We start from the raw sequence: 23,257 nt of genomic DNA, 5'->3' as shown, positions 1-23,257 counted from the left end.
CGGTACAGTCCCGCTGAGGGCAAAGCAGGATTTGCGTTTTATTTTCCTTTGACATTCGTTTTGGTCTCGTATTGAAGATTCCGAAGGGGCTGGGAGAGGCCATCCGATGGGGAGGAAATGATGGGCGGATATGTTCTCGCGATCGATCAGGGCACGACCTCGAGCCGGGCGATCGTCTTCGACGGCAAACAGAAGGTCGTCGGCTCCGGCCAGAAGGAATTCACGCAGATTTTTCCGCAATCCGGCTGGGTCGAGCACGATCCGGAGGAAATCTGGGAAAGCGTCGTCTGGTCGGTCAAGGCCGCGCTGAAGAAGGCCGACGTCAAGGCGTCCGACATTTCCGCCATCGGCATAACCAACCAGCGCGAGACGGTCGTCGTCTGGGAGCGCGAGAGCGGCAAGCCGATTCACAACGCCATCGTCTGGCAGGATCGCCGCACCGCCTCCTACTGCGAGAAGCTGAAGCGGCAGGACCTCGAAAAAACCTTCACCAGGAAGACCGGCCTGCTGCTCGATCCCTATTTCTCCGGCACGAAGCTCTCCTGGATGCTCTCCAACGTGAAGGGCGCGCGGGCGCGGGGCGCGAAGGGCGAACTCTGCTTCGGCACGATCGACACGTTCCTGATCTGGCGGCTGACGGGCGGCAGGTCGCACGTCACCGACGCCACCAATGCCAGCCGCACGCTGATGTACAACATCGCGGCGAACGACTGGGACGACGAGCTTCTCGATATTCTGCGGGTACCGCAGGCCATGCTGCCCGAGGTGCTGGATTGCGCGGCCGATTTCGGCGTGACGGAAAAAGCCCTGTTCGGCGCGGAAATCCCGATCCTCGGCGTTGCCGGCGACCAGCAGGCCGCCACCATCGGCCAGGCCTGCTTCGAGCCGGGCATGATGAAATCCACCTACGGCACCGGTTGCTTCGCGCTGCTCAACACCGGCCCCGACATGGTGCGCTCCAAGAACCGCCTGCTCACCACCATCGCCTACCGGCTCGACGGCGAAACGACCTATGCGCTGGAGGGCTCGATCTTCATCGCCGGCGCGGCGGTGCAATGGCTGCGCGATGGGCTGAAGGTGATCAAGGCGGCGCCCGACACCGGCGACCTCGCCGCGAAAGCCGACCCGACGCAGAACGTCTACCTCGTGCCCGCCTTCACCGGACTCGGCGCGCCGCATTGGGACCCGGAGGCGCGCGCCGCGATCTATGGTATGACGCGCAACACGGGGCCGGCGGAATTCGCCCGCGCGGCGCTGGAGGCGGTCTGCTACCAGACGCGCGACCTGCTCGACGCCATGCACAAGGACTGGCGCAGCAACGGCAAGGAAACGGTGCTGCGCGTCGACGGCGGCATGGTCGCTTCCGACTGGACCATGCAGCGCCTCGCCGACATCCTCGACGCGCCCGTCGACCGCCCGACCATTCTGGAGACGACCGCCCTCGGCGCCGCCTGGCTCGCCGGCCAGCGCGCCGGCGTGTGGCCAGACCGCAAGGGTTTTGCCAAGTCCTGGGCGCGCGATACGCGTTTCGAGCCGAAGATGGACGAAAAGACCCGCGCGGTGAAGATCAGGGGCTGGAAGGACGCGGTGCGGCGGACGCTGAGCGCGGGATAGGGATACACCAATCCGATTGCCCTTCTGCACCGTGCCTGCGGATGCTATTGGGTCGCGCATGCAACCATCTTCGACCATTGTCGCGGGGCGATCATGCGGTACCTGCACGCTCTGTTGCCGGCTGCCAGAAATCGATCTGTTCGAGAAGCCGGCAAATGCCTGGTGCAGCCATTGCATCGAGGGAAAGGGCTGTTCGATCTATGCGGACCGGCCATCGGTCTGTCGCGATTTCCTGTGCCTCTGGATGACCGATGCAAGTCTCGGCGAGGTCTGGGAGCCGTCGCGCTCGCACATGATGGTCTACCGGCAGGGGCCGCAGATCACGGTGCTGGTCGACGTCGATCATCCGGACATCTGGCGGCGCGAGCCCTATCGCTCGCAATTGCAGGCCTGGGCGGATGAAGCCGAGCCCGAGGGCGGCTATGTCATCGTGTTCTGGCAGGACGACGTGTTCAAGATCTGACCCGGTGGGGGTCTTCACCCAAAAATCGAAAATATTCCGGTGCACGCTGTCGGCTGAGACGCTACTCCTACGTCTTTCAGCCAACGGGAGTTCACCATGCTGTATGCCGTTCTTTGTTACGACGCCGAAAGTGAAGTCAACGCCTGGAGCAAGGAGCTTGACGACAAGGTCATGGCCGATCTCGGCGCGGTCAACCAGCGTTATGCCGAGGCCGGCAAGCTGGGACCGGTCGCGCGGCTGATGCCGACGACGGCGGCCGTCACCGTGCGCAAGGGCGTGATGGACCATATCGTCATGGACGGGCCCTTTGCCGAGACTAAGGAACAGTTCCTCGGGTTCTTCGTGCTCGAGGCGGAAACGCTGGAGGAAGCGATCACCTTCGCGCGCGAGCTTTCCGCCGCCAATCCGGCAAACGGCACCTACGAAATCCGGCCGTTGCAGTTCTTCAATCCGGGAGTACCCATAACATGACAGACCTTGCCTGGATCGATCTGGCACTGACGTCGGCGCGGCCGCAGGCCATGGGGGCGCTGCTGCGCTATTTCCGTGACCTCGACATGGCGGAGGAGGCTTTTCAGGAAGCCTGCCTGCGCGCGCTGAAGACCTGGCCCGACAAGGGCCCGCCGCGCGATCCGGCAGCCTGGCTCATCTTCGTCGGCCGCAACAGCGGCATTGACCAAGTGCGCAAGCGCGCAAAGCTCCAGCCGCTTCCGTCCGAGGAGGTGCTGTCCGACCTCGAAGACAGGGAAGACGACCTCGCGGACCGGCTGGACGGCGCGCATTACCGTGACGACATCCTGCGCCTGCTCTTCGTCTGCTGCCATCCGGACCTGCCGGCGACGCAGCAGATCGCGCTGGCGCTACGCATCGTCTCCGGCCTCTCGGTCCGGCAGATTGCGCGGGCCTTCCTCGTTTCGGAGGCGGCGATGGAGCAGCGCATCACCCGCGCCAAGGCGAAGGTCGGCGCCGCCGGCATTCCCTTCGAGACGCCGGACGCCGTGGCGCGGGCCGAGCGGCTCGGCCTCGTCGCCGCGATGCTCTATCTCGTCTTCAATGAGGGCTATTCGGCCGGCGCGCCCGACAAAGCGGATACACCATTCTGCGCGGAGGCGATCCGGCTCGCGCGGCTGCTGCTGGCGCTTTTCCCCGCCGAGCCGGAGATCATGGGGCTGACGGCGCTGATGCTCATCCAGCATTCGCGCCTCGACGCCCGCTTCGACAAGGATGGCCAGATCGTGCTGCTGGAGGATCAGGACCGCTCGCTCTGGGACCGGCCGCTGATCGACGAGGCGCTGGTGCTCATCGACAAGGCGATCCGCCATCGCGCGCCCGGCCCGTTCCAGATCCAGGCGGCGATCGCCGCGCTGCACGCCCGTGCCGCGACGGCGGCTGAGACGGACTGGCTTGAGATCGACCTGCTCTACCAGACGCTCGAACGCATCCAGCCTTCGCCGGTGGTACGGCTCAACCGGGCCGTCGCCGTTTCCAAGCGGGAGGGGCCGGAGGCGGCGCTGGCGCTCGTCGAGCCGCTGGCGGGCAAGCTCGATGGCTATTTCTATTTCCACGGCCTGCGCGGCGGCCTCCTGAAGCAGCTCGGCCGCTACCGCGAAGCGCATGAGGCGTTCGACCGCGCCATCGCGCTCGCCACGTCGCCGGCCGAGGCCGCCCATATCCGCCAGCATCTCGACAGCGTGCAGCGCGAAATGGCCGCGGCTGAAAAATAACCGGCAGGATATGTCGGATCGGCTGCGGCCCCGACGTCCTTGCCATGAACCCGCCAAAAACACTTTTCGAGGAGACAGACATGACCGAGATGACCGAAATCAAGCCCGCCAACAACCGCGAACTGGTGCTGACCCGCGTGCTGAACGCCACGCCCGCCCAGCTCTTCAAGGCCTGGACGACGCCGGAACTGATGACGCAATGGTTTGCGCCGAAGCCGTATGAAACGCCGGTCATCGAGATCGAGGCGCGCGACGGCGGAAAGTTCCGCACCGTCATGACCGGCCCGGACGGCTTCCACATGGATTCGACCGGCGTCTTCCTGAAGGTTGAGAAGGATAGGCGCATCATCACCACCGATGCCTTCGGCCCGGACTGGAAGCCGACGGAAAAGGCCTTCTTCAGCGCCGAAATCCTCTTCGACGATCTCGGCGACGGCAAGACCCGCTACACCGCCATCGCCCGCCACTGGAGCGTGGAGGACTGCGAGACGCACGAGAAGATGGGTTTCCACGAAGGCTGGGGGCAGGTGGCGACGCAGCTCGAAGCGGTGGCGTCGAAGCTCTGAGCGGCCAAGGACGATGGGCACTCGATGTTCGATTCCCATCGTCTGGCCTGTTTGGCATGAGGTGAATAGTGTGGTATGAAAGCTTCATACCGTCGAGTGGAGGTCGGGATATGGCACCTGCCGAGAAACGCACATTCAGCCTTCCCCGGGAGCAATCCGATTACATCGACGAACTCGTCGCAAGCGGTGCGTTTGCAAGCGGGAGCGAAGTGATCCGCGCGGGTCTGAGGGCATTGCGGGAGCGGGATATCGCGGTCGAGCGCTGGCTCGCCCAGGATGTCGTTCCTGTCGTGCTTGCCATGCAGGCTAATCCGCAACGGGCGATCCCTGCGAAGGATGTTTTCGACGATATTCGCCGGCACCACCGATCGCGGCATGAGACCTGAGCGTGCGGTATAGCGTCCATTTCTCACCCGAGGCGCGGGATGACCTTCTGAAACTTTACGACTTCATTGCCGGGCAATCCGGTGCTGCGCGTGCCCTGGCCTATATCGAACGCATAGAGGCGTTCTGCCTCGGCTTCGAGCAGTTCCCGCAACGTGGCATCGCCAGGGATGATATCCTGCCGGGATTACGGCTGGTCGGTTTCGAGAAAAGGGTGACGCTGGCCTTCCACATTGCTGGCGAAAGGGTCGTCTTCGACCGCGTGCTCTATGGCGGGCGGCAGTTTCTGCCCGGAGACGAGGCGCCTTAACGTGCGGTGTTCCTGAACACACTGTTTCCCGACGGCCCCTTTCAAGCCGTCGCCACCAGCCATATTTCAGGGAAAACCTCTCTCATCTGGAACATCCCATGGAACTTGGCCTCTATACCTTTGCCGATGTCGATCCCAATGCCGCCGACAAGGGGCGGGAAGGGGAGCGGCGCCTGAAGGACCTGCTGGAAGAAATCGAGCTTGCCGATCAGGTGGGGCTCGACGTCTTCGGGCTCGGCGAGCACCACAGGGCCGACTATGCGGCCTCTGCGCCGGCCGTCGTGCTGGCGGCCGCCGCCGCGCGCACGAAGAATATCAAGTTGACGAGCGCGGTGACGGTGCTGTCGTCGGACGATCCGGTGCGTGTCTTCCAGCAGTTCTCGACGGTCGATCTTCTCTCGGGCGGCCGGGCGGAGATCATGGCGGGGCGCGGCTCCTTCATCGAGTCCTTCCCGCTCTTCGGCTATGCGCTCGACGATTACGACCAGCTCTTCGAAGAGAAGCTGGACCTGCTGCTTGCCCTCAACGAAAGCGAAACGGTCTCGTGGAACGGCACGATGCGCGCGCCGTTGCCGGGACTTGCCGTCTATCCGCGTCCGGCCCATGGCAGGCTGCCGATCTGGATCGCCGTCGGCGGCACGCCGCAATCGGTGGCGCGGGCAGGGGCCTACGGCCTGCCGCTGGCACTCGCGATCATCGGCGGCACGCCGTCGCGCTATGCGCCGCTCTTCGACCTCTACCGCGAAGCGGCGCGCCGCGCGGGGCAGGACGAGGCGAGGCTGAAGACCAGCATCAACGTGCACGGTTTCATCGCCGAGACGACGGAAGCCGCGGCCGATGCCTTCTACGGGCCGCAGGCCGAGGTGATGAACCGCATCGGCCGCGAGCGCGGCTGGGGGCCGACGAGCCGGGCGCAGTTCGACCAGTCCATCGGTCCGAACGGCCATCTCTTCCTCGGCGACCCGGAAACGGTGGCGCGGAAGATCGTTTCGCACCAGAAGATCTTCCGCAACGATCGTTTCCTCCTGCAGATGGCGATCGGCCCGATGCCGCACGACCATATTTTGCGCGGCATCGAGCTTTACGGCACCAAGGTCGCGCCGCTGGTGCGCGAGATGCTGGCGGAAACCAGGCCGGAGGCGGTCGCTTCCGCCTGACAGCGCGGCGTGGACATGATAGGACGCCCGGCGAAAGAGAGATGCGATGACCCTCGGAAACGACGAAGACCTCAATGGCCTCAAGGCGATCGGCCGGATTTGCGCCAATGTGCTGCAGCACATGTCGACCGCCATCCAGCCGGGCATGACGACGGCGGAGCTCGATCTGATCGGCCGGCGCATGCTGGAAGCGGCGGGTGCGCGGTCCGCGCCGGAGAGCTGCTACAACTTTCCGGGCGCGACCTGCATTTCCGTCAATGAAGAGGTGGCGCACGGCATTCCGGGCGAGCGGGTGATCAAGGAGGGCGATCTCGTCAACATCGACGTGTCCGCCGAGCTCAACGGCTATTTCGCCGATACCGGCGCCTCGTTCACCGTCGGGCGCTCGGTGCCGGCGGTGGAGCGGCTTTGCCGCGACGGCAAGCGCGCGCTCTGGGTCGGCCTCAAGGAAGTGAAGGCCGGAAAGCCGCTCGCGCAGGTCGGCAACGCCATCGGCGAATTCGCCCGCAAGAACCGCTATACGCTGATCGCCAACCTCGCCAGCCACGGCGTCGGCCGCTCGCTTCACGAGGAGCCGACGGAAATCGCCACCTGGCCCGATCCGCAGGAAAAGCGCCGCATGACGGAAGGCCTCGTCTTCACGGTAGAGCCGTTCCTGTCGCTCGGCGCCAACTGGGCCGAGGGTGGCGACAGGGACGAATGGACGCTCTACAGCGAGCCGAGCGCGCCCACGGTGCAGTTCGAGCACACGGTCGTCGCCACGCGCAACGGCCCGCTGGTCGTGACGCTGCCGGGCTGAGCCTTCACCGGGGCTGATCCATCGATCAAGAAATGTCGTTTGCCGCGGTCATGTTGCAGTGCAATGGTCGCGGCATGACGCAACGCACCTTCCTGTCGCGCGAGCCTGTCCGGGCGGCCATCGCCGGTGCGCTGGCCATGGCCGTCGCCATGGGTCTCGGCCGCTTCTTCTATACGCCGGTCCTGCCGGGCATGATGGCCGGCCTCGGGCTGGACGCCGCCGATGCCGGCATCATCGCCGCGGCGAATTTCGCGGGCTACCTCGTCGGCGCGGTGCTTGCCGCCTATGGCTGGGCGGCCGGCCACGAGCGGCGCCTTGCGATAGGCGCGCTCGGCGCGACCGTGCTCCTGCTTCTCGCCATGGGACTTCTCTCCGGCGTCGCGGCGCTCTCGGTCGTGCGTTTCCTCGCCGGCCTTGCCAGCGCCTTCGCCATGATCTTCACCTCCGGCATCGTGCTGTCCATCGGCCTTCGCCATCAGGATTCCGGGGTGCAGCGGGCGCATTTTTCCGGGGTCGGCAGCGGCATCGCGGTCTCGGCCGTGCTTGTCTACCTGCTGTCGCTGGTTGAGTTCCCGGCCATCGCCGCCTGGCGGGTCGACTGGCTGGCCGGCGCGCTGCTCGGCGCCATCGGCCTTGCCGTCGTCGCCTGGCTGCTGCCGCGCCCGGAGGGACATGCATCGGCAGTGCGCGAGCCGCCGATCGTCTGGACGCGGCCGCTCGCGGCGCTGACGCTGAGCTACGGCCTCTTCGGCATCGGCTATGTCGTCACCGCCACCTTCATCGTCGCCATCGCGCGGGAGGGGGCCGAAAGCCCGTTCCTCGAATGCCTCACCTGGCTCGTCACCGGGGCCGCGGCGGCGATCTCGCTGGTCGCGTGGAAACCGGTGGATCGGCGCTACGGCGTGGCGGTCGCCTATCTCGCGGCGATCCTGGTGGAGACGGTCGGCGTGGCGGCGACGGTGCTGCTGCCCTTTCCCTGGTCGGCGCTCATCGGCGGCGCGCTGCTCGGCGTCACCTTCATCGTCGTCACCGCATACGGCTTGCAGCTCGGGCGGGTTCTCGCCAGCGAAAGCCCGCGCCAGGTACTGGCGCTGATGACGGCGGCTTTCGGCGTGGGGCAGATCATCGGGCCGCTCGGCGCGGGCTTCCTGGCGGCGCGGACGGGAAACTACGTGCTGCCGAGCCTTGCGGCCGCCGGCATCCTTCTGCTCGCCGCGGCCATCACCGTGCTGGGCGGCGCACTCTCCATTAAATCTCGGTAATCCGGGCAGCCGGCGATTGTTGCGATGCGCAAACTCCTCTAGGTTCGGCGCGAACCGGCGGCGCTGCTGCCCCATGCAAACGAGAGTTTCGCACCTTGTTCCACGCCTTCTTCCCGCAGCCGAAGCTGTTCTTTTCCTCCCTCGTCGTCTGGACACTGCTCGCCATCGCGGTCTGGTACACGGTCGGCGCCGATTTCGGCGCGGTGCTCGGCCTGCCGCCGCTTCCGGCCGGCACCGAGCCTCCGGTCGGCCTCGGCTATTTCGTGACGCCCGACAATATCTGGTTCTATCTCTACTTCCTCATCTGCACCGGGCTCTTCGGCCTGTTCTGGCAGATCAAGGCGAAGGACCATCCCTGGACCAACTGGTCGATCTGGGGCTCGGCCTTCATCATCTTCTCGACCTATTTCAGCGTGCAGGTCTCGCTCGCCATCAACAACTGGCGCCGGCCTTTCGGCGATACGCTGCAGAACGCGCTGCAGGGCACGGGCGGCGTCACCTCGCAGAACTTCTTCGACCTGATGCTGATCTTCTGCCAGATCGCCTTCATCAGCGTCTTCGTCTACGTCATGACGCGCTTCTTCGTCAGCCACTACGTCTTCCGCTGGCGTACGGCGATGAACAACTACTACATGTCGCTCTGGCCGCGCGTGCGCCACATCGAAGGCGCCTCGCAGCGCGTGCAGGAAGACACGATGCGTTTCGCCACGATCACCGAAGGCCTCGGCGTCAGCCTGATCGATGCGGTGATGACGCTGATTGCCTTCCTCCCGGTGCTCTTTGCGCTCTCGGTGCATATCGGCCCTCTGCCGATCGTCGGCGAGATACCCCACGCATTGTTCTGGGCGGCGATCCTCTGGTCGGCCTTCGGCACGTTCCTGCTTGCCTTCGTGGGGATCAAGCTGCCGGGCCTGGAATTCCGCAACCAGCGCGTCGAGGCGGCCTATCGTAAGGAGCTCGTCTATGGTGAAGACGACGAGACCAAGGCCCAGCCGCCGACGGTGCGCGAACTCTTCGACAATGTCCGCGCGAACTACTTCCGCCTTTATTTCCACTATCTCTATTTCAACGTCGCCCGCATGTTCTACATCCAGGCGGACAATCTCTTCGTCTACTTCATCCTCGTGCCGACCATCGTCACCGGCAAGATCACCTACGGTATCCTGCAGCAGATCCTGACGGCCTTCGGGCAGGTCTCGAGCTCGTTCCAGTATCTCGTGAATTCCTGGTCGACGATCATTGAGCTTCAGTCGATCTTCAAGCGTCTGAAGGCCTTCGAGGCGGCAATCGAAGGCCAGGAACTGCCGAGCATCGACAAGCAGTTCATCGAGGTCGGCGGCAACGAGGAGTTGGCGCGCTAAGCCGATGTTCGCCGCAGGAAATGAGGATCAGAGGGCGGCGCCAGCCGCCCTCTTTTCCTTTACGAGAATGTCCAGCGCTTCGGCATAGCTGACGCAGGCGACATCCGCCTTGCCGCAGGTTTCCGTCAGGAAGCGGTCGAGCGCGCGCCAATAGGCGCCGGCATTCATCTCGACGAAATGGAAGCCGAGCTGGAGCGGGATGCGCTCGCCGTCATACTGTCCGGCGAAGGCGTCGCGGTAGGCTTTGAGCGTGCTTTCCTCGAAGGCGGCGCTCTTTTCCGGCTTTTCCTTGCCCTTGGAATGGCGGACATAGAGATTGTAGTCCATCGCGATGACCGGGCGCTGCGAGGCGCCTTCCGGCACGAGCGGCAGGCCGAAGCGGGCGATCTCTCCGCTGGCGACCGGCATGGCCGGTCCCTTGGTGACGAGGCTGGCATCATAGGTGAAGCCTTCCGCCTCCAGCGCCTTGACGAGGCCGCTGCCGGCCGAAAGGTAGGGCGCGCGGAACCCCTTGATGTCTTCTGACACGAAACGCTGCCAGTCGGCCGGCTCGCGCTCGCCGACGCCGGCATTCTGCCAGCCGTTCCGCAGCGAATCGCGGAAGAAGGCGAATTCCGCCTTCCAGTCTTCCGCGCTCCACTTGCCGCCGTCGAAATGGCCGCAGGCATGGCTGCCGATGTCATGGCCTTCGAGCTTGGCCAGCCAGATCTCGCCGAGCCGCAGGATCGTCTCATCCTTGTCCTGCGAAAAGCCGACATTTGAGCGGCCACGCTTTTCATGCGGCGCCTGGTACTTGGCGCGCTCGTCCTTGGGAAACAGGAAGGTGCAGGAGAGGAAATAGGTGAAATGCGCGCCGGTGCGCTTGGCCATGGCGCGGCTCTTCTCCCAGAGCAGGTTGTCGTGCGCGCCGTCGAAGGAGACGATGATGAGCTGTTTTCGTTTCGCCGTCCCGATGGCGTCGTCCTTGGCGAGTGCCGGGCCTGCCGCCAGCAGGGCGGCAAGGGGGAGGAGGAAAATTCGAGACGAAAATGAAGACAACATGGCCACCCGCGACAATTTGCAAAGGGTCTCTCATCGATTCCGAATGCGGCAATCCTTTGATCGGGCTGGAATTGTCTGGCCGTCCCCGATATTCCAGTGTCAGCGGTCGCGGACCGAAGATTTTTCCAAGAGGCATTTCCATGACGTTGCTCATCGCCGGTCTCGTTCTCTTCATCGTCACCCATCTCCTGCGGCCCTTCGCACCGGGCCTGCGTAATGCGGGCATTGCCGCGCTCGGCAAGCCGGGCTGGATGGCGGTCCATGGCATCGTGTCGCTCGCAAGCCTCGTGCTCATCGCCTACGGCTTTGTCGACGCGCGCGAGAACGGCGGCGAGATGCTCTATTTCCCGCCGACCTTCATGGCGCATATCGCGCTGACGCTGATGATGATCGCCTCGATCTGTCTCGTCGCCGGTTTCCTGCCGGCCGGCCATATCCGCACGAAGCTGAAGTTCCCGATGCTCGTCGCCATCAAGATCTGGGCCTTCGCGCACCTGCTCGCCAACGGCGAGAGCTATTCCGTGCTGCTGTTCGTGACGATCCTCGCCTGGGCGGTCATCCTGCGCATCACGCTGAAGAAGCGCATCGCGGCGGGCGAAACCAGGCTGCCGGTCTTCGTCTCGGCGAAATACGACCTGATTTCCGTCGTCGTCGGCCTCGCGCTCTACGCCGTCATCGTCTTCAAGCTGCACGAATGGCTGATCGGCGTCGCGCCGCTGCCGTGATCGGCTTTGCCTGATGCCGGCCCGATGACTGCCCGATCTTGGGGCTTTTCGCGCCTGCCCCCTTACAACGCCGCCAAAATGGGGTAGAAGGCGCGAACTCCAATCGTCAGCAAGAGCCGGGCAGGGAATGGTACATCAGGACGACAGCTTTATCCGCGAGGTGAACGAGGAACTTCGTTCCGACCAGATGCGTCTGGTCTGGAAGCGTTTCGGCCGTGTCCTGATCGGCGCCGCCGTGCTGGTCGTTCTCGGCACGATCGGCAAGGTCGGCTACGATTACTGGCGCGACGGCGAGGCTTCGGCCGCCGGCGACAAGTTCCTCGCAGCGCTTACCCTTGCCCGCGAAGGCAAGAAGGACGAGGCGCTGGCAGCGCTGACCGATCTCGAGAAGGACGGCTTCGGCTCCTATCCGGTGCTCGCTCGCATGCGCTCTGCCTCGCTGCTGGCCGAAACCGACGCCCAGGGCGCGGTCAACGCCTTCACGGTCATCGCCAAGGATACGTCGGTGCCGCAGGCGCTGCGCGATGCGGCCCGCCTGCGCGCGGCCTACCTGCTGGTCGATACCGGAACCTACGACCAGGTTTCCGCCGAAGCCGAACAGCTTGCGACGCCGCAGAGCGCGCTGCGCCATTCGGCCCGCGAGGTTCTCGGCCTTTCCGCCTACAAGCACGAGGACTATGCGCGCGCCAAGGAATGGTTCGACGCCATCCTCAACGACACCGAGAGCCCGCGCAACGTCGCCAACCGGGCGCAGATGCTGCTTGACCTGATCGCGGCAAGCGGCAAGCTGTCCTCCTGATCCGGTTTTCGCCGGGTCACTACAACGGAACATATCCATGAGCTTCACCGTCGCCATTGTCGGACGCCCCAATGTCGGCAAGTCCACCCTGTTCAACAGGCTCGTGGGCAAGAAGCTCGCGCTCGTCGACGACACGCCCGGCGTGACCCGTGACCGCCGGCCGGGCGACGCGCGCCTGATCGACCTGAAATTCCGCATCGTCGATACGGCCGGCCTCGAAGAGGCGGCGCCGGACACGCTGCAGGGCCGCATGCGCGCGCAGACGGAAGCGGCCATCGACGAGGCCGACCTGTCGCTCTTCGTGGTCGACGCAAAGATGGGCCTGACGCCGGTGGACCAGGCGCTGGCCGACATGCTGCGCCGCAAGGGCAAGCCGGTGGTGCTCGTCGCCAACAAGTCGGAAGCCCGTGGCTCCGACGGCGGCTTCTACGATGCCTACACGCTCGGCCTCGGCGAGCCGACACCGATTTCCGCCGAGCACGGCCAGGGCATGCTGGACCTGCGCGACGCCATCGTCGCCGCCATCGGCGAGGAGCGGGCCTATCCCGAGGACGACGAGGCCGTCACCGATATCGACGTGCGCGCCGAGATGGCCGAGGGCGCCGAAGAGGACGAAGACTACGAGCCTGAATATGACGAGACGAAGCCGCTGCGCGTCGCTATCGTCGGCCGCCCGAATGCCGGCAAGTCCACGCTGATCAACCGCTTCCTCGGCGAGGACCGGTTGCTGACAGGGCCGGAGGCCGGCATCACGCGCGATTCCATTTCCGTCGAATGGGACTGGAAGGGCCGCACGATCAAGATGTTCGACACCGCCGGCATGCGCCGCAAGGCCAAGGTGCAGGAGAAGCTGGAAAAGCTCTCCGTCGCAGACGGCCTGCGGGCCATCCGCTTTGCCGAGACGGTGGTCATCGTCTTCGATTCCACCATTCCCTTCGAAAAGCAGGACCTGCAGATCGTCGATCTCGTGCTGCGCGAGGGCCGCGCCGCCGTGCTCGCCTTCAACAAGTGGGACCTGATCGATGACCCGCAGGCCGTGCTCGCCGAGCTTCGCGAGAAGACCGACCGGCTGCTGCCGCAGGCGCGCGGCATCCGTGCCGTGCCGGTCTCCGGTCAGACGGGCCGCGGCCTCGACAAACTCATGCAGGCCGTCATCGACACGGACCGCACCTGGAACCGCCGCATCTCCACCGCCAAGCTCAATCGCTGGCTGGATGCGCAGCAGACGCAGCATCCGCCGCCGGCCGTCTCCGGCCGCCGCCTGAGGCTGAAATACATGACGCAGGTGAAGGCCCGTCCGCCGGGCTTCATGATCTCCTGCACGCGGCCGGATGCGCTGCCGGAATCCTATATCCGCTATCTCACCAACGGCCTGCGCAACGATTTCAACCTGCCGGGCGTGCCGATCCGCATCCACTTCAGGGCGTCGGACAATCCGTTCGCGGGGCGGGCGAAGAAGAAGCGCTGATCGCGCCTCCGCTCATTCCTTCGCAAGCTTGTCCCTAGCCACCAGCGCGCCATGGTGCTGGATGACGGCGGCCGCGACGTCGGCCGCAAAGCGGGCTGCCTCTTCAGGGCTTGCGCCCGTCGCCAGGCGGGCGAGGAACGCGCCGTTGAAACTATCGCCGGCGCTGGTCGTATCGATGACCGTCTCGACCTTCGCCGAGGGAACGTGGCTGCGCTTGTCGCCGAAGACGAGCGTTGCGCCCTCGCTGCCGTCCTTCACCACCAGATCCTCGACGCCGAGCGCGCGGTAGCGCGCGATGGTTTCCTCCAGCGAGGCGTCGCCGAAATGGGTGGTCTCGTCGTCGAGGCTAGGCATGACCAGCGTGGCGGCGCGGGCACCCTCGGTGATCGTCGCGCGCATGTATTCCGCATCGTCCCACAGGCGCGGGCGGATGTTGGGATCGAAGACGACGCGCTTGCCGGCGGCCCTGGCGCGGCGCAGCTCGGCGAGCAGGGTCTCGATATCCTCCGCCGGCAGGATGGCCAGCGTGATGCCGGAGAAGACGACGATATCCGAAGCTTCGATGGCGCTGCGCAGTCGGTCGCCGTCGCGGGCGAGGAGTTTTGCCGCCGAGACGGAGCGCCAGTAGGAGAAGCTGCGCTCGCCGTCCTTGAGGTGGATCATGTAGAGGCCGGGCGAGCGGCCCTCGATCCGCGCGACATGGTCGATGCCGACGTCATGGCTCTGCATGAAGGCGAGCATTTCGTCGGAGATCATGTCCGTGCCGACGGCGGAAAGGTAGTCCACGCTCCAGTCGGCAGGCAGGAACTGCCGGGCGTAGTAGGCGGTGTTGAACGTGTCGCCGGCGAAGCTCTTGCGCATCAGGCCGCCATCGGCCTGCATCAGTTCCACCATGCATTCGCCGATCGCCAGCAGCCGTCCCGCCATGCCCGTTCCTCCCGCTCAAATTCGCCGGAAAGAGGAAATACTGTCAAAGAGTTGCCGGGGCAAGACGATGCCGGTGCTTTCCGCCTGCTGCTGCCGTGCCACGCGGTCGATGCCGGGGACGTGCACGCCGTAATCGCCGGAGAGGCGGGCGACCTGGCTGGCAAGGCGCACCGGGAAATCGTCGGCGAAAAGCTGCGGCGACAAGGCGAGGACGAAGAGGCCGCAGCCGGGCGAGGCATCGCCGGCCTGGAAATCCGGTGCGTCGAGCGACCAGTTCGCGCCGGTGAGGCCGGCTGCGAGCACTTCCACCATGAGGGCGACATTGGCGCCGCGCGTGCCGCCGAAGGCGAGCAGGGCGCCCTGCATGGCGGCGAAGGGGTCGGTGGTCGGCTCGCCGTCCTGATCGAGCGCCCAGGTCTCGGGGATCGCCTCGCCATGCGCGGCCGCCTCGCGGATGTTGACGAAGGCGGTGGCGCTGGAGGTCTGGTCGATCAACAGGACCCTGCCGTCGGCCATGGGGGCGGCGAAGGCGAGCGGATTGGCACAATAGACCGGCTGGCGGCCGCCGGCGCCGGCGAGCACTGCCGGCCCGTTCGTCGCGGCGAGGGCGACAAGACCCTCCTCGGCAAGTCGGGCCGCGTACCAGCCGAGTTCGCCCGTCGTGTAGCTGTTCTGCAGCGCGAAGACCGCGATGCCGAAGGTTTTCGCCTTCGATGCCAGTTCCTCATGGGCAATCGAAAAGCCGTGCTGCGCCACGCCGCCCATCGCGTCGCACCTCATGATGGCGGGCACCGGCGCGGTGATGAGCGGCTCGGCCCGTCCGCTGATCCTGCCGTCGACGAGGCTTCTGAGGTAATCGGTCAGGTGAAGGAAACCGACCGCCGGCTTGCCGGCCGTCTCGGCCTCCACCGTGGCGCGGGCGAGCGCACCGGCCGCCGTCTCCGCCATGCCGACGCGCATCAGCGCCGTGCGGGCAAGGTCGATCGCTTCGGTCGGGGAAAGGGTGACGTCATCGGCCATATGGTCAACCTTCTCTATGGAATTTGCCGGCATCATCCAGGCCGACCGTTGGTTCGTCAACCTTCGAAAAATCGGGGTCCAGCCCGTTTACGCCCCGTGGGGTGCGCGTTACATCTGCCGGAATGCAATCGAGAACCGGAGCGAGAACGCATGGCAAAGCCCCACAAGAAGCCTGATAACTGGTGGCGCGGCGCGGTCATCTATCAGGTCTATCCCCGCTCGTTCCAGGATACGACCGGCGACGGCATGGGGGATTTGAGGGGCATCACGAAACGGCTCGGGCACATTGCCTCGCTCGGCGTCGACGCGATCTGGCTGTCGCCCTTCTTCAAGTCGCCAATGGCCGACATGGGCTATGACGTCTCGGATTATTGCGACGTCGATCCGATGTTCGGCACGCTCGCCGATTTCGATGCGATGCTGGCCGAAGCCCACCGCCTCGGCATCAAGGTGATCATCGACCAGGTGATTTCGCACACTTCCGACCAGCATCCCTGGTTCGTGGAAAGCCGCGCCAGCCGGAAGAACCCAAAGGCGGACTGGTATGTCTGGGCCGATCCGAAGCCGGACGGCACGGCGCCCAACAACTGGCTGTCTATCTTCGGCGGGCCGGGCTGGGAATGGGACGGCGTGCGCAAGCAATATTACATGCACAACTTCCTGACCTCCCAGCCGGACCTCAACTTCCACAATCCCGATGTGCAGGATGCGCTGCTGAAGACCGTGCGTTTCTGGCTCGACCGCGGCGTGGACGGCTTCCGCCTCGACACGGTGAACTTCTACTTCCACGACAAGAAGCTGCGCGACAACCCGCCCCACGAGCCGGACCCGGACGAGATCGGCCTCGACGCGCCCGACGTCAACCCCTACGGCATGCAGGCTCATCGCTACGACAAGACGCAGCCGGAGAACGTCGCGTTCCTCAAGCGTTTTCGTGCGCTGCTGGACGAGTACGAGGGGCGCATGACGGTCGGCGAGGTGGGTGACGGCGCGCGCTCGCTGAAGACGGTCGCCGAATATACGAGCGGCGGCGACAAGCTCAACATGTGCTACACGTTCGACCTGCTCGGCCCGGATTTTACCGCCGACCACGTGCGCAGATGCGTCCAGAGCTTTCAGCGGGCGGTGACCGACGGCTGGGTCTGCTGGGCCTTTTCCAACCACGACGTCAACCGCCATGTCAGCCGCTTCAGCCAGGCGCCGGAGGAGCGCGAGCGGGTCGCCAAGCTCGCCGTCACGCTGCTTTCCACGCTGCGCGGCTCGATCTGCCTCTACCAGGGTGAAGAGCTCGGTCTCACCGAGGCGGATCTTGCCTTCGAGGACCTGCGCGATCCCTACGGCATCCGCTTCTGGCCGGCCTTCAAGGGCCGCGACGGATGCCGCACGCCGATGCCCTGGCAGCGCGGCGAGGCCCATGCCGGCTTCAGCACGGCAAAGCCCTGGCTGCCGGTGCCGGAAGACCACGCCCGCCATGCCGTCGACGCTCAGGACAAGATCGCCGGCTCGGTGCTCAACCACTATCGCGCGACGCTCGCCTTCCGCCGGGAGCACGAGACGCTGCACGACGGCGACATGGCCTTCCTGCACTCCAACCACGACATCCTCGCCTTCACCCGCGAGAAGGGCGGCGAAAAGCTGCTCTTCGTCTTCAACCTGACGCGGGAAAAGGCCGAGTTCGTGCCGGCGAAATCGCTGAAGCTCGGCGAGCCGCTGCCGGTCCCCGGCTTCGGCGCGAAGCTGAAGAACGGGGCGATCGAGCTGGACGGGCTGGATATGGCCTGCGTGCGGCTGTGAGGATCAGGCGGCCGGGCGCCTCAGCGTCTGGTCGCCACGGCCCGCCAGAAGGCCGGCAATGGAAATGTCCTCATCGAGCGCATCCCAGTGGATGCCGCCGGGGCTGAGTTCGTAGCGCTGGCGCGCCGCCTTGTCTGCGACGAGGAGGCGTGGGAACCAGGCAAGCGGAACACCGAGCGTGCGCCCGTCGTCGAGGGCCACCCACATCGTGTCATCGTCGAAACGAATGTCAGTTGCGGAAATATTCATGCCACGTCTTCTCTATGAGGTGCCTATGCTCTGCGACAAGGCGCAAGATAGCAGACAGCTCCCTGCTGTTGAAGCCACGGCTTTCGGCGATACCGATCAACGGCTCCAGCCAGACTTTCGCGATCGTCCCGCCACCTCGAACATGGATGTGTATCGGTTCGCGCGGGTCACCTTCGTTCGAATAGAAAAAGAAGGTGCGGCTCTGGTGGCGGAAAACGACAGGCATCGGCTCCTCACCCGATCAGCGCGAACCGGTCCACATCCACCATGCCCTTGTCCGAAATCTTCAGGTGCGGGATGACGGGCAGCGGCAGGAAAGCGAGCTGGAGGAAGGGTTCTTCCAGCGTGGCGCCGAGCGCGAAGGCGGCCTGGCGCAGGTGGTGCAGCGTGTCGCGGACGGTCTCATAGGGTTCGAGGCTCATCAGACCGGCGACGGGCAGGGCGATCTCGCCCGTCACCTTGCCGCCTTCCACCACGACGAAGCCGCCCTTGATCTCGCCAAGCCGGTTGGCGGCGAGCGCCATGTCGTCCTCGTCGACGCCGACGACGCAGATATTGTGGCTGTCATGGCCGACGGTCGAGGCGATCGCGCCCTTTTTCAGTCCGAAACCCTGGACGAAGCCATTGGCATGGTTGCCGTTCTTGCCGTGGCGCTCGATGACGGCGACCTTGATGATGTCCTGCGCCAGATCGACGGACGTCTGGTTGCCCCTGGCCGGCAGGCGGTAGCGGCGGTGTTCGGTGATGATCTTCCCGGGCAGGACGCCGATGACAGGCGTTTCCCCGTCCGTGACCGGTATGGCGAAATGGGCGGCGTTGACGGGCCGTGCCTTGACGCTGTCGAGGCCGACCGGCTCCACAGGCTTGCGGGTGGAAAACAGCGCGGCATCGACCTTGCGCCCGGCGGAGAAGACCATCTCCGCCTTGCAGTTTTCCAGCGTGTCGACGACGACGAGGTCGGCGCGCCAGCCGGGTGCGACGAGGCCGCGGTCGGTGAGGCCGAAGGCTTTCGCCGCGGAAATGGAGGCGGCGCGGTAGACGGCGAGCGGCGCGCGGCCATGGCCGATCGCAGTGCGGATCATATAGTCGAGATGGCCCTGTTCGGCGATGTCGAGCGGGTTTCGGTCGTCCGTGCAGAGCGCGATGAAGGGCGAGAGCCGCTCGGTGATGACGGGCAGCAGGGCGAGCAGATCCTTGGAGACGGAGCCCTCGCGCACGAGGATGTGCATGCCCTTGCGGATCTTTTCCAGCGCCTCCTCGGCGGTGGTGCATTCGTGCTCGGTGCGGATGCCGGCTGCAAGGTAGCCGTTGAGGTCGTTGCCCGAGAGCAGCGGCGCGTGGCCGTCGATATGGCCGCCCTGGAAGGCTTCGAGCTTGGCGAGGCAGACCGGGTCCTTGTGAATGACGCCGGGGAAATTCATGAACTCGGCAAGGCCGATGACCTTGGGATGATCGCGGAACGGCAGGAGACGCTCGACCGGCAGGTCGGCGCCGGAGGTCTCCAGATGCGTGGCCGGCACGCAGCTCGAAAGCTGCACGCGGATGTCCATGATCGTTTCGAGCGCGCTGTCGAGGAAGAACTGGATGCCCTCGGTGCCGAGCACGTTGGCGATCTCGTGCGGATCGCAGATGGCGGTCGTCACGCCGTAGGGCAGCACGCAGCGGTCGAATTCGTGCGGCGTCACCAGCGAGGATTCGATGTGGAGATGGGTGTCGATGAAACCCGGCACGACGATGCGGCCGGAAATGTCGATTTCCGTGCGGCCGGTGTAGTCGCCGCAGGTGCCGACGATGCGTCCGCCCGAAATCGCGATGTCGGAGGCGACGAGCTCGCCCGTCACGAGATCGAAGAACTGCCCGCCTTTCAGCACGATGTCGGCCGGTTCGCGGCCGGTTCCCTGGTCGATGAAGCGTTCCAAGTCGGTCATGATCAGTCTCCGAATCCTTTTCAGGAGACTGTAGTCCTGCTGCCGGAAGAGGGAAGGGCCGGGGTGCTGAAACTTCAGACCGGGAAGGTCACGATAAAGGCGAAGCGCTTGCGCCCGCCGGGGGCGAGCACGCTGGTAAAGGGCCGATCCTTCAGCTCGCGAGAGCCGCCATATTCCGCCGCCGTGCCGTGCCAAGGCTCGATGCAGAGAAAGGGCGCGCCGGGCTTGGTCCAGAGCGCGAGGTTCGGCAGCGCCTCGAACTGGAACTTAAGGGAAGGCCCGTCTTCTGCGGCATAGGCGAGGCTTTCGCCTGCGTCTTCGGGAAAGACGAGGGCATCGTTTTGGAACAGGCCGTGGTCGAGCGCGAGCTTGCCCGTGGTGAAGGGCGACGGATCCCGCTTCTGCGCGAGCAGGCCTTTCTCCAAGGGCTGGCGCTTCGGCTCCGCGCCGTTGTCGAGCGTCACCGCATGTGCCTTGCCTTCGGCGCCTGGCAGGGGCCAGCGGAAAGCGGGATGGAAGCCGAGGCCGAAGGGCATCGGCTCGTCGCCATGGTTTTCCACCTCGGCCGCGACGGTGAGGACGGGGCCGTCGAGGCTGTGCTCGACGGCAAGCCTGAAGTCGAACGGATAGGCGGCGCGGGTTTCCTCGGAAGTTTCCAGCACGTAGCGGCACGCCGTCGCCGTCGCGGTGTCGAGCGAGAATTCCCGGCGCCGCGCGAAGCCGTGCTGCGCCATGGGATAGGACCTGCCGTCGATCAGCAGCGTATCGTCCGGCGCCTTGCCGACGATGGGGAACAGCACCGGCGAGCGGCCGGTCCAGAAGGCGGCGTCGCCGTTCCACAGCCAGTCCGCCCCGTCCGGCGTCGTGATCGACTGCATTTCCGCGCCGAGGGAGGAGACGTCGACGGCGAGATATTCGTTTGCAATGCGGGTGATGGTCGGCATGGCGCGGGCCTCCAGCGTATCTGGGCGGCACAATAGCCCCCAAACGGGCCGAACTTGCAAGAGCCGCAATCGGGTGGCAAAGGCTGTTTCCAACATGGGAGGAGCCGATGCAGCCGGCATGGAGCATAAGGACACCGGAGGTTTCGGAGATAGGGGCGCTCGCGCGGCTCTGGCATGCCGGCTGGCAGGACGCCCATGCGGCGGTCGTGCCGGCGGAACTTGCCCGGCGGCGCACGCTCGAAAGCTTCGAGGACCGGCTGCCGGCCATGCTGCCGGATATCCGCTTGGCCGGAGACCTCGGCATGCCGCTCGGCTTCTGTGCGATCCGGCATGACGAACTGGACCAGCTCTTCGTCGCGCCGGAGGGGCGCGGCACGGGAATTGCCGCCGCTCTGGTGGCGGATGCCGAGCGGCGCCTTGCCGCCCATGGCATGACGACTGCCTGGCTTGCCTGCGCGATCGGCAACGACCGCGCCGCGCGCTTCTACGAGAAGTGCGGATGGCGCCGCGCCGGCACGGTCGTCCATCACCTGGACACCATCGACGGCCCCTTCGATCTGGATGTCTGGCGCTATGAAAAGACCGTTACCGCCGCGGCATAGCGGTTGCCCGGCGCTTGCCGCCGCAATAGGATGGATGCATGAACCCGAACGACGCGGCAGGCCCGATCATCGTCTTCGATGCGGAGTGCATTCTCTGCTCGGCCAATGCGCAGTTCGTGCTGCGGCATGACCGCGCCCGGCGCTTCCGTCTCGCCTCCATGCAGAAGGACGTGGGCGCCGGCCTCTATCGCCGCTTCGGTATAGACCCGTCCAATCCGGAATCGATGATCGTCGTTGCGGGCGACCGGCTGCTGCGGGACAGCGACGCGGTGCTGGCGATCTATGCCGGCCTCGGCTGGCCGTGGAAAGCGGTCTCCCTGCTGCGCGTCATCCCCCGTTTCTTGCGCGATCCCGCCTATCGCTGGCTTGCACGCAACCGTTACCGCATCTTCGGGCGGCGCGAGGCCTGCTGGGTGCCTTCGCCTGGCGATGCAGATCGGGTGCTGTGAAGCGCGTCATCGTTCTCGGCGGCTACGGCGGTTTCGGCGCCCGGCTCTCGCGGCGGCTGGCGGCGGATGGCTGGACGGTGCTGGTCGCCGGTCGGAATGGCGCGGCTGCGGCGCGGCTTGCCGGGGAATTGCCCAATGCCCTCCCGCTCACGGCGGATCGCGATGGCGATCTGCGGCCCTTGCTCGAAAAGCACCGGCCGTTCATGCTGGTCGATGCGGCCGGGCCTTTTCAGGGAAGCGGCTATCAGGTCGCGGAAGCCTGCATCGCCTGCGGCGTGCATTACATCGACCTCGCGGATGCGCGGGATTTCGTCTGCGGCATCGGACGGCTGGACGCGGCGGCGCGGGCGGCGGGCGTCGTGGCGGTTTCCGGCGGCTCCAGCGTGCCGGCGCTTTCGGGCGCGGTGATTGCGGCGCTTGCGCAGGGCATGGAAGAGGTCTGCTCGGTCGACATGTCGATCAGCGCTTCCAACCGGGCGACGGCAGGGGCGTCGGTGGCGGCCGCGATCCTCAGCTATGTCGGAAAGCCGGTGCGCCTGTGGCGTGGCCGGCGATGGCGGGAGGAGACCGGTTGGCACAGGCTGCATCGGCAGGATTATGCCGTTCCCGGCCGTGCGCCGATCCGGCGGCTGGTCGCGCTGGCGGATGTGCCTGATCATGACATCGTCCCGCAATCTCTTCCCGGCCGGCCGGCAACCATTTTCCGCGCCGGGCCGGAATTCTCCTTCCAGCTTCTGACGCTCTGGTTTTTGAGCTGGCCGGTGAAATGGGGCTGGATCTCCTCGCTTTCTCGTTATGCCCGATGGCTGCTGCCGCTTCAGAAGCTGACCGCGCGCTTCGGCACGGATCGGTCCGCCATGACGATCGAGGTCAAGGGCATGGCGCAAGGATCGGCAGAGCTGCGCCGCTGGACGCTGATTGCGGAAGCGGGCGACGGCCCGGAAATCCCGACGATCGCGGCGCATGTGCTGGCGAATGCCATTGCCGAAGAGCGGGTGGAGCCCGGTGCGCGGCCTGCGGCGGGCGAGGTGAAGCTCGGCGATTTCGATGTGCATTTCGACAGGCTCGCCATCTTCCGGGCCATGGAGCGCCAATCCTATGTGCCGCTCTATCGCCGGGTCATCGGGGCGGACTATGCGGCCCTGCCGCAGCCGGTGCAGGCCATGCACGACCTCATCGGCGATGCCGGCGCCTCCGGCCGCGCCACGGTGCGGCGGGGCCGGTCGATACTGGCGCGGCTTGTCTGTCGCGTGATGCGTTTCCCGCCGGAGGGCGAGCACGACCTGCATGTCTCCTTCGAGGAGCGGAACGGCGTGGAGCGCTGGACGCGGGATTTTGCCGGCCATGCCTTTACGAGCGAGCTCAGCCAGCGCGGCGCCCATCTCGTCGAGCGGTTCGGGCCGATGCGTTTCTCGTTCGACCTGCCATCGGATGCGGCCGGCCTGACGATGGCGATGCGTGGATGGTCGGTGTTCGGCATTCCCATGCCGCTATTTCTTGCCCCGCGCAGCGAGGCGCGCGAATGGGCGGAGGGCGAGGATTTCTGTTTCGACGTGCCGATCGCGCTGCCGGGCATCGGCAAGGTCGTGCACTATTCCGGCCGGCTGCGGAAAATCCGGCCCGAATGAAAATGGCGGCCGAAGCCGCCATCCTGCCGGCCGGATCGCTCCG

General features: G+C 65.6%; 25 protein-coding genes. 18 read left to right on the top strand and 7 right to left on the bottom strand.

What is annotated here, in order from left to right:
• The first annotated feature begins 120 nt into the window (after positions 1–120).
• From glpK to sbmA, 11 genes are all read left to right on the top strand, one after another.
• The gene (gene glpK, locus Q9316_RS13415; RefSeq protein WP_306032105.1) at positions 121–1,614 is read left to right on the top strand and encodes a glycerol kinase GlpK; all 1,494 of its coding nucleotides are present in this window, start codon (positions 121–123) and stop codon (positions 1,612–1,614) included.
• A gap of 244 nt (positions 1,615–1,858) precedes the next feature.
• The gene (locus Q9316_RS13410) at positions 1,859–2,077 is read left to right on the top strand and encodes a hypothetical protein (protein WP_306032104.1); all 219 of its coding nucleotides are present in this window, start codon (positions 1,859–1,861) and stop codon (positions 2,075–2,077) included.
• 96 nt (positions 2,078–2,173) lie between these two features.
• On the top strand, positions 2,174–2,548 hold the full coding sequence (locus Q9316_RS13405; protein WP_306032103.1) for a YciI family protein: 375 nt from the start codon (positions 2,174–2,176) through the stop codon (positions 2,546–2,548).
• Positions 2,545–3,801, top strand: a complete 1,257-nt coding sequence (locus Q9316_RS13400; protein ID WP_306032102.1) for an RNA polymerase sigma factor — start codon at positions 2,545–2,547, stop codon at positions 3,799–3,801. The genes Q9316_RS13405 and Q9316_RS13400 overlap by 4 nt, the downstream gene beginning before the upstream one ends.
• An 80-nt stretch (positions 3,802–3,881) precedes the next feature.
• Positions 3,882–4,367, top strand: a complete 486-nt coding sequence (locus Q9316_RS13395) for an SRPBCC family protein (RefSeq protein WP_306032101.1) — start codon at positions 3,882–3,884, stop codon at positions 4,365–4,367.
• A 110-nt stretch (positions 4,368–4,477) separates the two neighbouring features.
• Positions 4,478–4,753, top strand: a complete 276-nt coding sequence (locus Q9316_RS13390; RefSeq protein ID WP_306032100.1) for a ribbon-helix-helix domain-containing protein — start codon at positions 4,478–4,480, stop codon at positions 4,751–4,753.
• Positions 4,754–4,755: 2 nt separating this feature from the next.
• On the top strand, positions 4,756–5,061 hold the full coding sequence (locus Q9316_RS13385; RefSeq protein WP_306032099.1) for a type II toxin-antitoxin system RelE/ParE family toxin: 306 nt from the start codon (positions 4,756–4,758) through the stop codon (positions 5,059–5,061).
• Between the two features lie 98 nt (positions 5,062–5,159).
• On the top strand, positions 5,160–6,218 hold the full coding sequence (locus Q9316_RS13380) for an LLM class flavin-dependent oxidoreductase (protein ID WP_306032098.1): 1,059 nt from the start codon (positions 5,160–5,162) through the stop codon (positions 6,216–6,218).
• A gap of 46 nt (positions 6,219–6,264) precedes the next feature.
• Positions 6,265–7,017, top strand: coding sequence for a type I methionyl aminopeptidase (map, locus tag Q9316_RS13375; RefSeq protein WP_306032097.1), 753 nt, complete (start codon positions 6,265–6,267; stop codon positions 7,015–7,017).
• A gap of 74 nt (positions 7,018–7,091) precedes the next feature.
• Positions 7,092–8,279 carry a YbfB/YjiJ family MFS transporter gene (locus tag Q9316_RS13370; protein WP_306032096.1) on the top strand — a complete coding sequence of 396 codons (1,188 nt, stop codon included), beginning with the start codon at positions 7,092–7,094 and terminating at the stop codon, positions 8,277–8,279.
• A 95-nt stretch (positions 8,280–8,374) separates the two neighbouring features.
• Positions 8,375–9,640: a peptide antibiotic transporter SbmA gene (sbmA, locus tag Q9316_RS13365; RefSeq protein ID WP_306032095.1), complete on the top strand. Its 1,266-nt coding sequence runs from the start codon at positions 8,375–8,377 to the stop codon at positions 9,638–9,640.
• 27 nt (positions 9,641–9,667) lie between these two features.
• On the opposite strand, the gene Q9316_RS13360 is transcribed toward sbmA, so the two are convergent.
• The gene (locus Q9316_RS13360; RefSeq protein WP_306032094.1) at positions 9,668–10,681 is read right to left on the bottom strand and encodes a polysaccharide deacetylase; all 1,014 of its coding nucleotides are present in this window, start codon (positions 10,679–10,681) and stop codon (positions 9,668–9,670) included.
• A 140-nt stretch (positions 10,682–10,821) separates the two neighbouring features.
• Between Q9316_RS13360 and Q9316_RS13355 the strand changes: the two genes are divergently transcribed.
• The 3 genes from Q9316_RS13355 to der all read left to right on the top strand — a co-directional run bounded on the left by Q9316_RS13355 (position 10,822) and on the right by der (position 13,673).
• Complete coding sequence (locus Q9316_RS13355; protein WP_306032093.1) at positions 10,822–11,406, top strand: NnrU family protein; 585 nt, start codon at positions 10,822–10,824, stop codon at positions 11,404–11,406.
• Positions 11,407–11,533: 127 nt separating this feature from the next.
• Positions 11,534–12,205, top strand: a complete 672-nt coding sequence (locus Q9316_RS13350; RefSeq protein ID WP_306032092.1) for a tetratricopeptide repeat protein — start codon at positions 11,534–11,536, stop codon at positions 12,203–12,205.
• A 37-nt stretch (positions 12,206–12,242) separates the two neighbouring features.
• Positions 12,243–13,673, top strand: coding sequence for a ribosome biogenesis GTPase Der (der, locus tag Q9316_RS13345; RefSeq protein ID WP_306032091.1), 1,431 nt, complete (start codon positions 12,243–12,245; stop codon positions 13,671–13,673).
• Between the two features lie 12 nt (positions 13,674–13,685).
• On the opposite strand, the gene Q9316_RS13340 is transcribed toward der, so the two are convergent.
• Entirely contained in the window at positions 13,686–14,600 is a 915-nt protein-coding gene (locus tag Q9316_RS13340; protein WP_306032090.1) for a sugar kinase, read from the bottom strand.
• A gap of 15 nt (positions 14,601–14,615) precedes the next feature.
• On the bottom strand, positions 14,616–15,620 hold the full coding sequence (locus Q9316_RS13335; RefSeq protein WP_306032089.1) for an Ldh family oxidoreductase: 1,005 nt from the start codon (positions 15,618–15,620) through the stop codon (positions 14,616–14,618).
• Between the two features lie 150 nt (positions 15,621–15,770).
• Between Q9316_RS13335 and bglA the strand changes: the two genes are divergently transcribed.
• Positions 15,771–17,414 (top strand): beta-galactosidase BglA, encoded by a 1,644-nt coding sequence (gene bglA, locus Q9316_RS13330; RefSeq protein ID WP_306032088.1) that lies wholly within the window; start codon positions 15,771–15,773, stop codon positions 17,412–17,414.
• A gap of 3 nt (positions 17,415–17,417) precedes the next feature.
• Here bglA and Q9316_RS13325 read toward each other — a convergent pair whose 3' ends face one another.
• The 4 genes from Q9316_RS13325 to Q9316_RS13310 all read right to left on the bottom strand — a co-directional run bounded on the left by Q9316_RS13325 (position 17,418) and on the right by Q9316_RS13310 (position 20,535).
• A complete protein-coding gene (locus Q9316_RS13325) occupies positions 17,418–17,663 on the bottom strand; it encodes a DUF2442 domain-containing protein (protein WP_306032087.1) in 246 nt (81 codons plus the stop codon).
• Positions 17,644–17,889, bottom strand: coding sequence for a DUF4160 domain-containing protein (locus Q9316_RS13320; RefSeq protein WP_306032086.1), 246 nt, complete (start codon positions 17,887–17,889; stop codon positions 17,644–17,646). The genes Q9316_RS13325 and Q9316_RS13320 overlap by 20 nt, the downstream gene beginning before the upstream one ends.
• A 7-nt stretch (positions 17,890–17,896) precedes the next feature.
• Positions 17,897–19,594 carry an adenine deaminase gene (ade, locus tag Q9316_RS13315; RefSeq protein WP_306035295.1) on the bottom strand — a complete coding sequence of 566 codons (1,698 nt, stop codon included), beginning with the start codon at positions 19,592–19,594 and terminating at the stop codon, positions 17,897–17,899.
• A gap of 71 nt (positions 19,595–19,665) precedes the next feature.
• Positions 19,666–20,535, bottom strand: coding sequence for an aldose 1-epimerase family protein (locus tag Q9316_RS13310; protein ID WP_306032085.1), 870 nt, complete (start codon positions 20,533–20,535; stop codon positions 19,666–19,668).
• A gap of 107 nt (positions 20,536–20,642) precedes the next feature.
• Here Q9316_RS13310 and Q9316_RS13305 point away from each other — a divergent pair, with 107 nt between their 5' ends.
• Genes Q9316_RS13305 through Q9316_RS13295 form a run of 3 tightly spaced genes read left to right on the top strand, consistent with a single transcriptional unit; the run spans position 20,643 to position 23,214 of the window.
• Positions 20,643–21,137, top strand: coding sequence for a GNAT family N-acetyltransferase (locus Q9316_RS13305; protein WP_306032084.1), 495 nt, complete (start codon positions 20,643–20,645; stop codon positions 21,135–21,137).
• A gap of 38 nt (positions 21,138–21,175) precedes the next feature.
• Positions 21,176–21,586 carry a thiol-disulfide oxidoreductase DCC family protein gene (locus tag Q9316_RS13300; RefSeq protein ID WP_306032083.1) on the top strand — a complete coding sequence of 137 codons (411 nt, stop codon included), beginning with the start codon at positions 21,176–21,178 and terminating at the stop codon, positions 21,584–21,586.
• Complete coding sequence (locus tag Q9316_RS13295; RefSeq protein WP_306032082.1) at positions 21,583–23,214, top strand: SDR family oxidoreductase; 1,632 nt, start codon at positions 21,583–21,585, stop codon at positions 23,212–23,214. Before Q9316_RS13300 ends, Q9316_RS13295 begins: the two co-directional genes overlap by 4 nt.
• The last annotated feature ends 43 nt before the right edge of the window (positions 23,215–23,257 follow it).

Source organism: Shinella zoogloeoides, assembly GCF_030733845.1.
In the GTDB taxonomy this organism is placed as follows: Bacteria; Pseudomonadota; Alphaproteobacteria; order Rhizobiales; family Rhizobiaceae; genus Shinella; species Shinella zoogloeoides_C.
Note: the sequence above shows the minus strand (reverse complement) of the source record. Positions and strands in the feature narration are given on the sequence as shown.

Bases quoted from the DNA above. Each gene is read 5' to 3' on its own strand.
- glpK (WP_306032105.1), top strand. From the start codon at position 121: ATGGGCGGATATGTTCTCGCGATCGATCAGGGCACGACCTCGAGCCGG.
- Q9316_RS13410 (WP_306032104.1), top strand. From the start codon at position 1,859: ATGACCGATGCAAGTCTCGGCGAGGTCTGGGAGCCGTCGCGCTCGCAC.
- Q9316_RS13405 (WP_306032103.1), top strand. From the start codon at position 2,174: ATGCTGTATGCCGTTCTTTGTTACGACGCCGAAAGTGAAGTCAACGCC.
- Q9316_RS13400 (WP_306032102.1), top strand. From the start codon at position 2,545: ATGACAGACCTTGCCTGGATCGATCTGGCACTGACGTCGGCGCGGCCG.
- Q9316_RS13395 (WP_306032101.1), top strand. From the start codon at position 3,882: ATGACCGAGATGACCGAAATCAAGCCCGCCAACAACCGCGAACTGGTG.
- Q9316_RS13390 (WP_306032100.1), top strand. From the start codon at position 4,478: ATGGCACCTGCCGAGAAACGCACATTCAGCCTTCCCCGGGAGCAATCC.
- Q9316_RS13380 (WP_306032098.1), top strand. From the start codon at position 5,160: ATGGAACTTGGCCTCTATACCTTTGCCGATGTCGATCCCAATGCCGCC.
- map (WP_306032097.1), top strand. From the start codon at position 6,265: ATGACCCTCGGAAACGACGAAGACCTCAATGGCCTCAAGGCGATCGGC.
- Q9316_RS13370 (WP_306032096.1), top strand. From the start codon at position 7,092: ATGACGCAACGCACCTTCCTGTCGCGCGAGCCTGTCCGGGCGGCCATC.
- Q9316_RS13360 (WP_306032094.1), bottom strand. From the start codon at position 10,681: ATGTTGTCTTCATTTTCGTCTCGAATTTTCCTCCTCCCCCTTGCCGCC.
- Q9316_RS13355 (WP_306032093.1), top strand. From the start codon at position 10,822: ATGACGTTGCTCATCGCCGGTCTCGTTCTCTTCATCGTCACCCATCTC.
- Q9316_RS13350 (WP_306032092.1), top strand. From the start codon at position 11,534: ATGGTACATCAGGACGACAGCTTTATCCGCGAGGTGAACGAGGAACTT.
- der (WP_306032091.1), top strand. From the start codon at position 12,243: ATGAGCTTCACCGTCGCCATTGTCGGACGCCCCAATGTCGGCAAGTCC.
- Q9316_RS13340 (WP_306032090.1), bottom strand. From the start codon at position 14,600: ATGGCGGGACGGCTGCTGGCGATCGGCGAATGCATGGTGGAACTGATG.
- Q9316_RS13335 (WP_306032089.1), bottom strand. From the start codon at position 15,620: ATGGCCGATGACGTCACCCTTTCCCCGACCGAAGCGATCGACCTTGCC.
- bglA (WP_306032088.1), top strand. From the start codon at position 15,771: ATGGCAAAGCCCCACAAGAAGCCTGATAACTGGTGGCGCGGCGCGGTC.
- Q9316_RS13325 (WP_306032087.1), bottom strand. From the start codon at position 17,663: ATGAATATTTCCGCAACTGACATTCGTTTCGACGATGACACGATGTGG.
- Q9316_RS13320 (WP_306032086.1), bottom strand. From the start codon at position 17,889: ATGCCTGTCGTTTTCCGCCACCAGAGCCGCACCTTCTTTTTCTATTCG.
- Q9316_RS13310 (WP_306032085.1), bottom strand. From the start codon at position 20,535: ATGCCGACCATCACCCGCATTGCAAACGAATATCTCGCCGTCGACGTC.
- Q9316_RS13305 (WP_306032084.1), top strand. From the start codon at position 20,643: ATGCAGCCGGCATGGAGCATAAGGACACCGGAGGTTTCGGAGATAGGG.
- Q9316_RS13300 (WP_306032083.1), top strand. From the start codon at position 21,176: ATGAACCCGAACGACGCGGCAGGCCCGATCATCGTCTTCGATGCGGAG.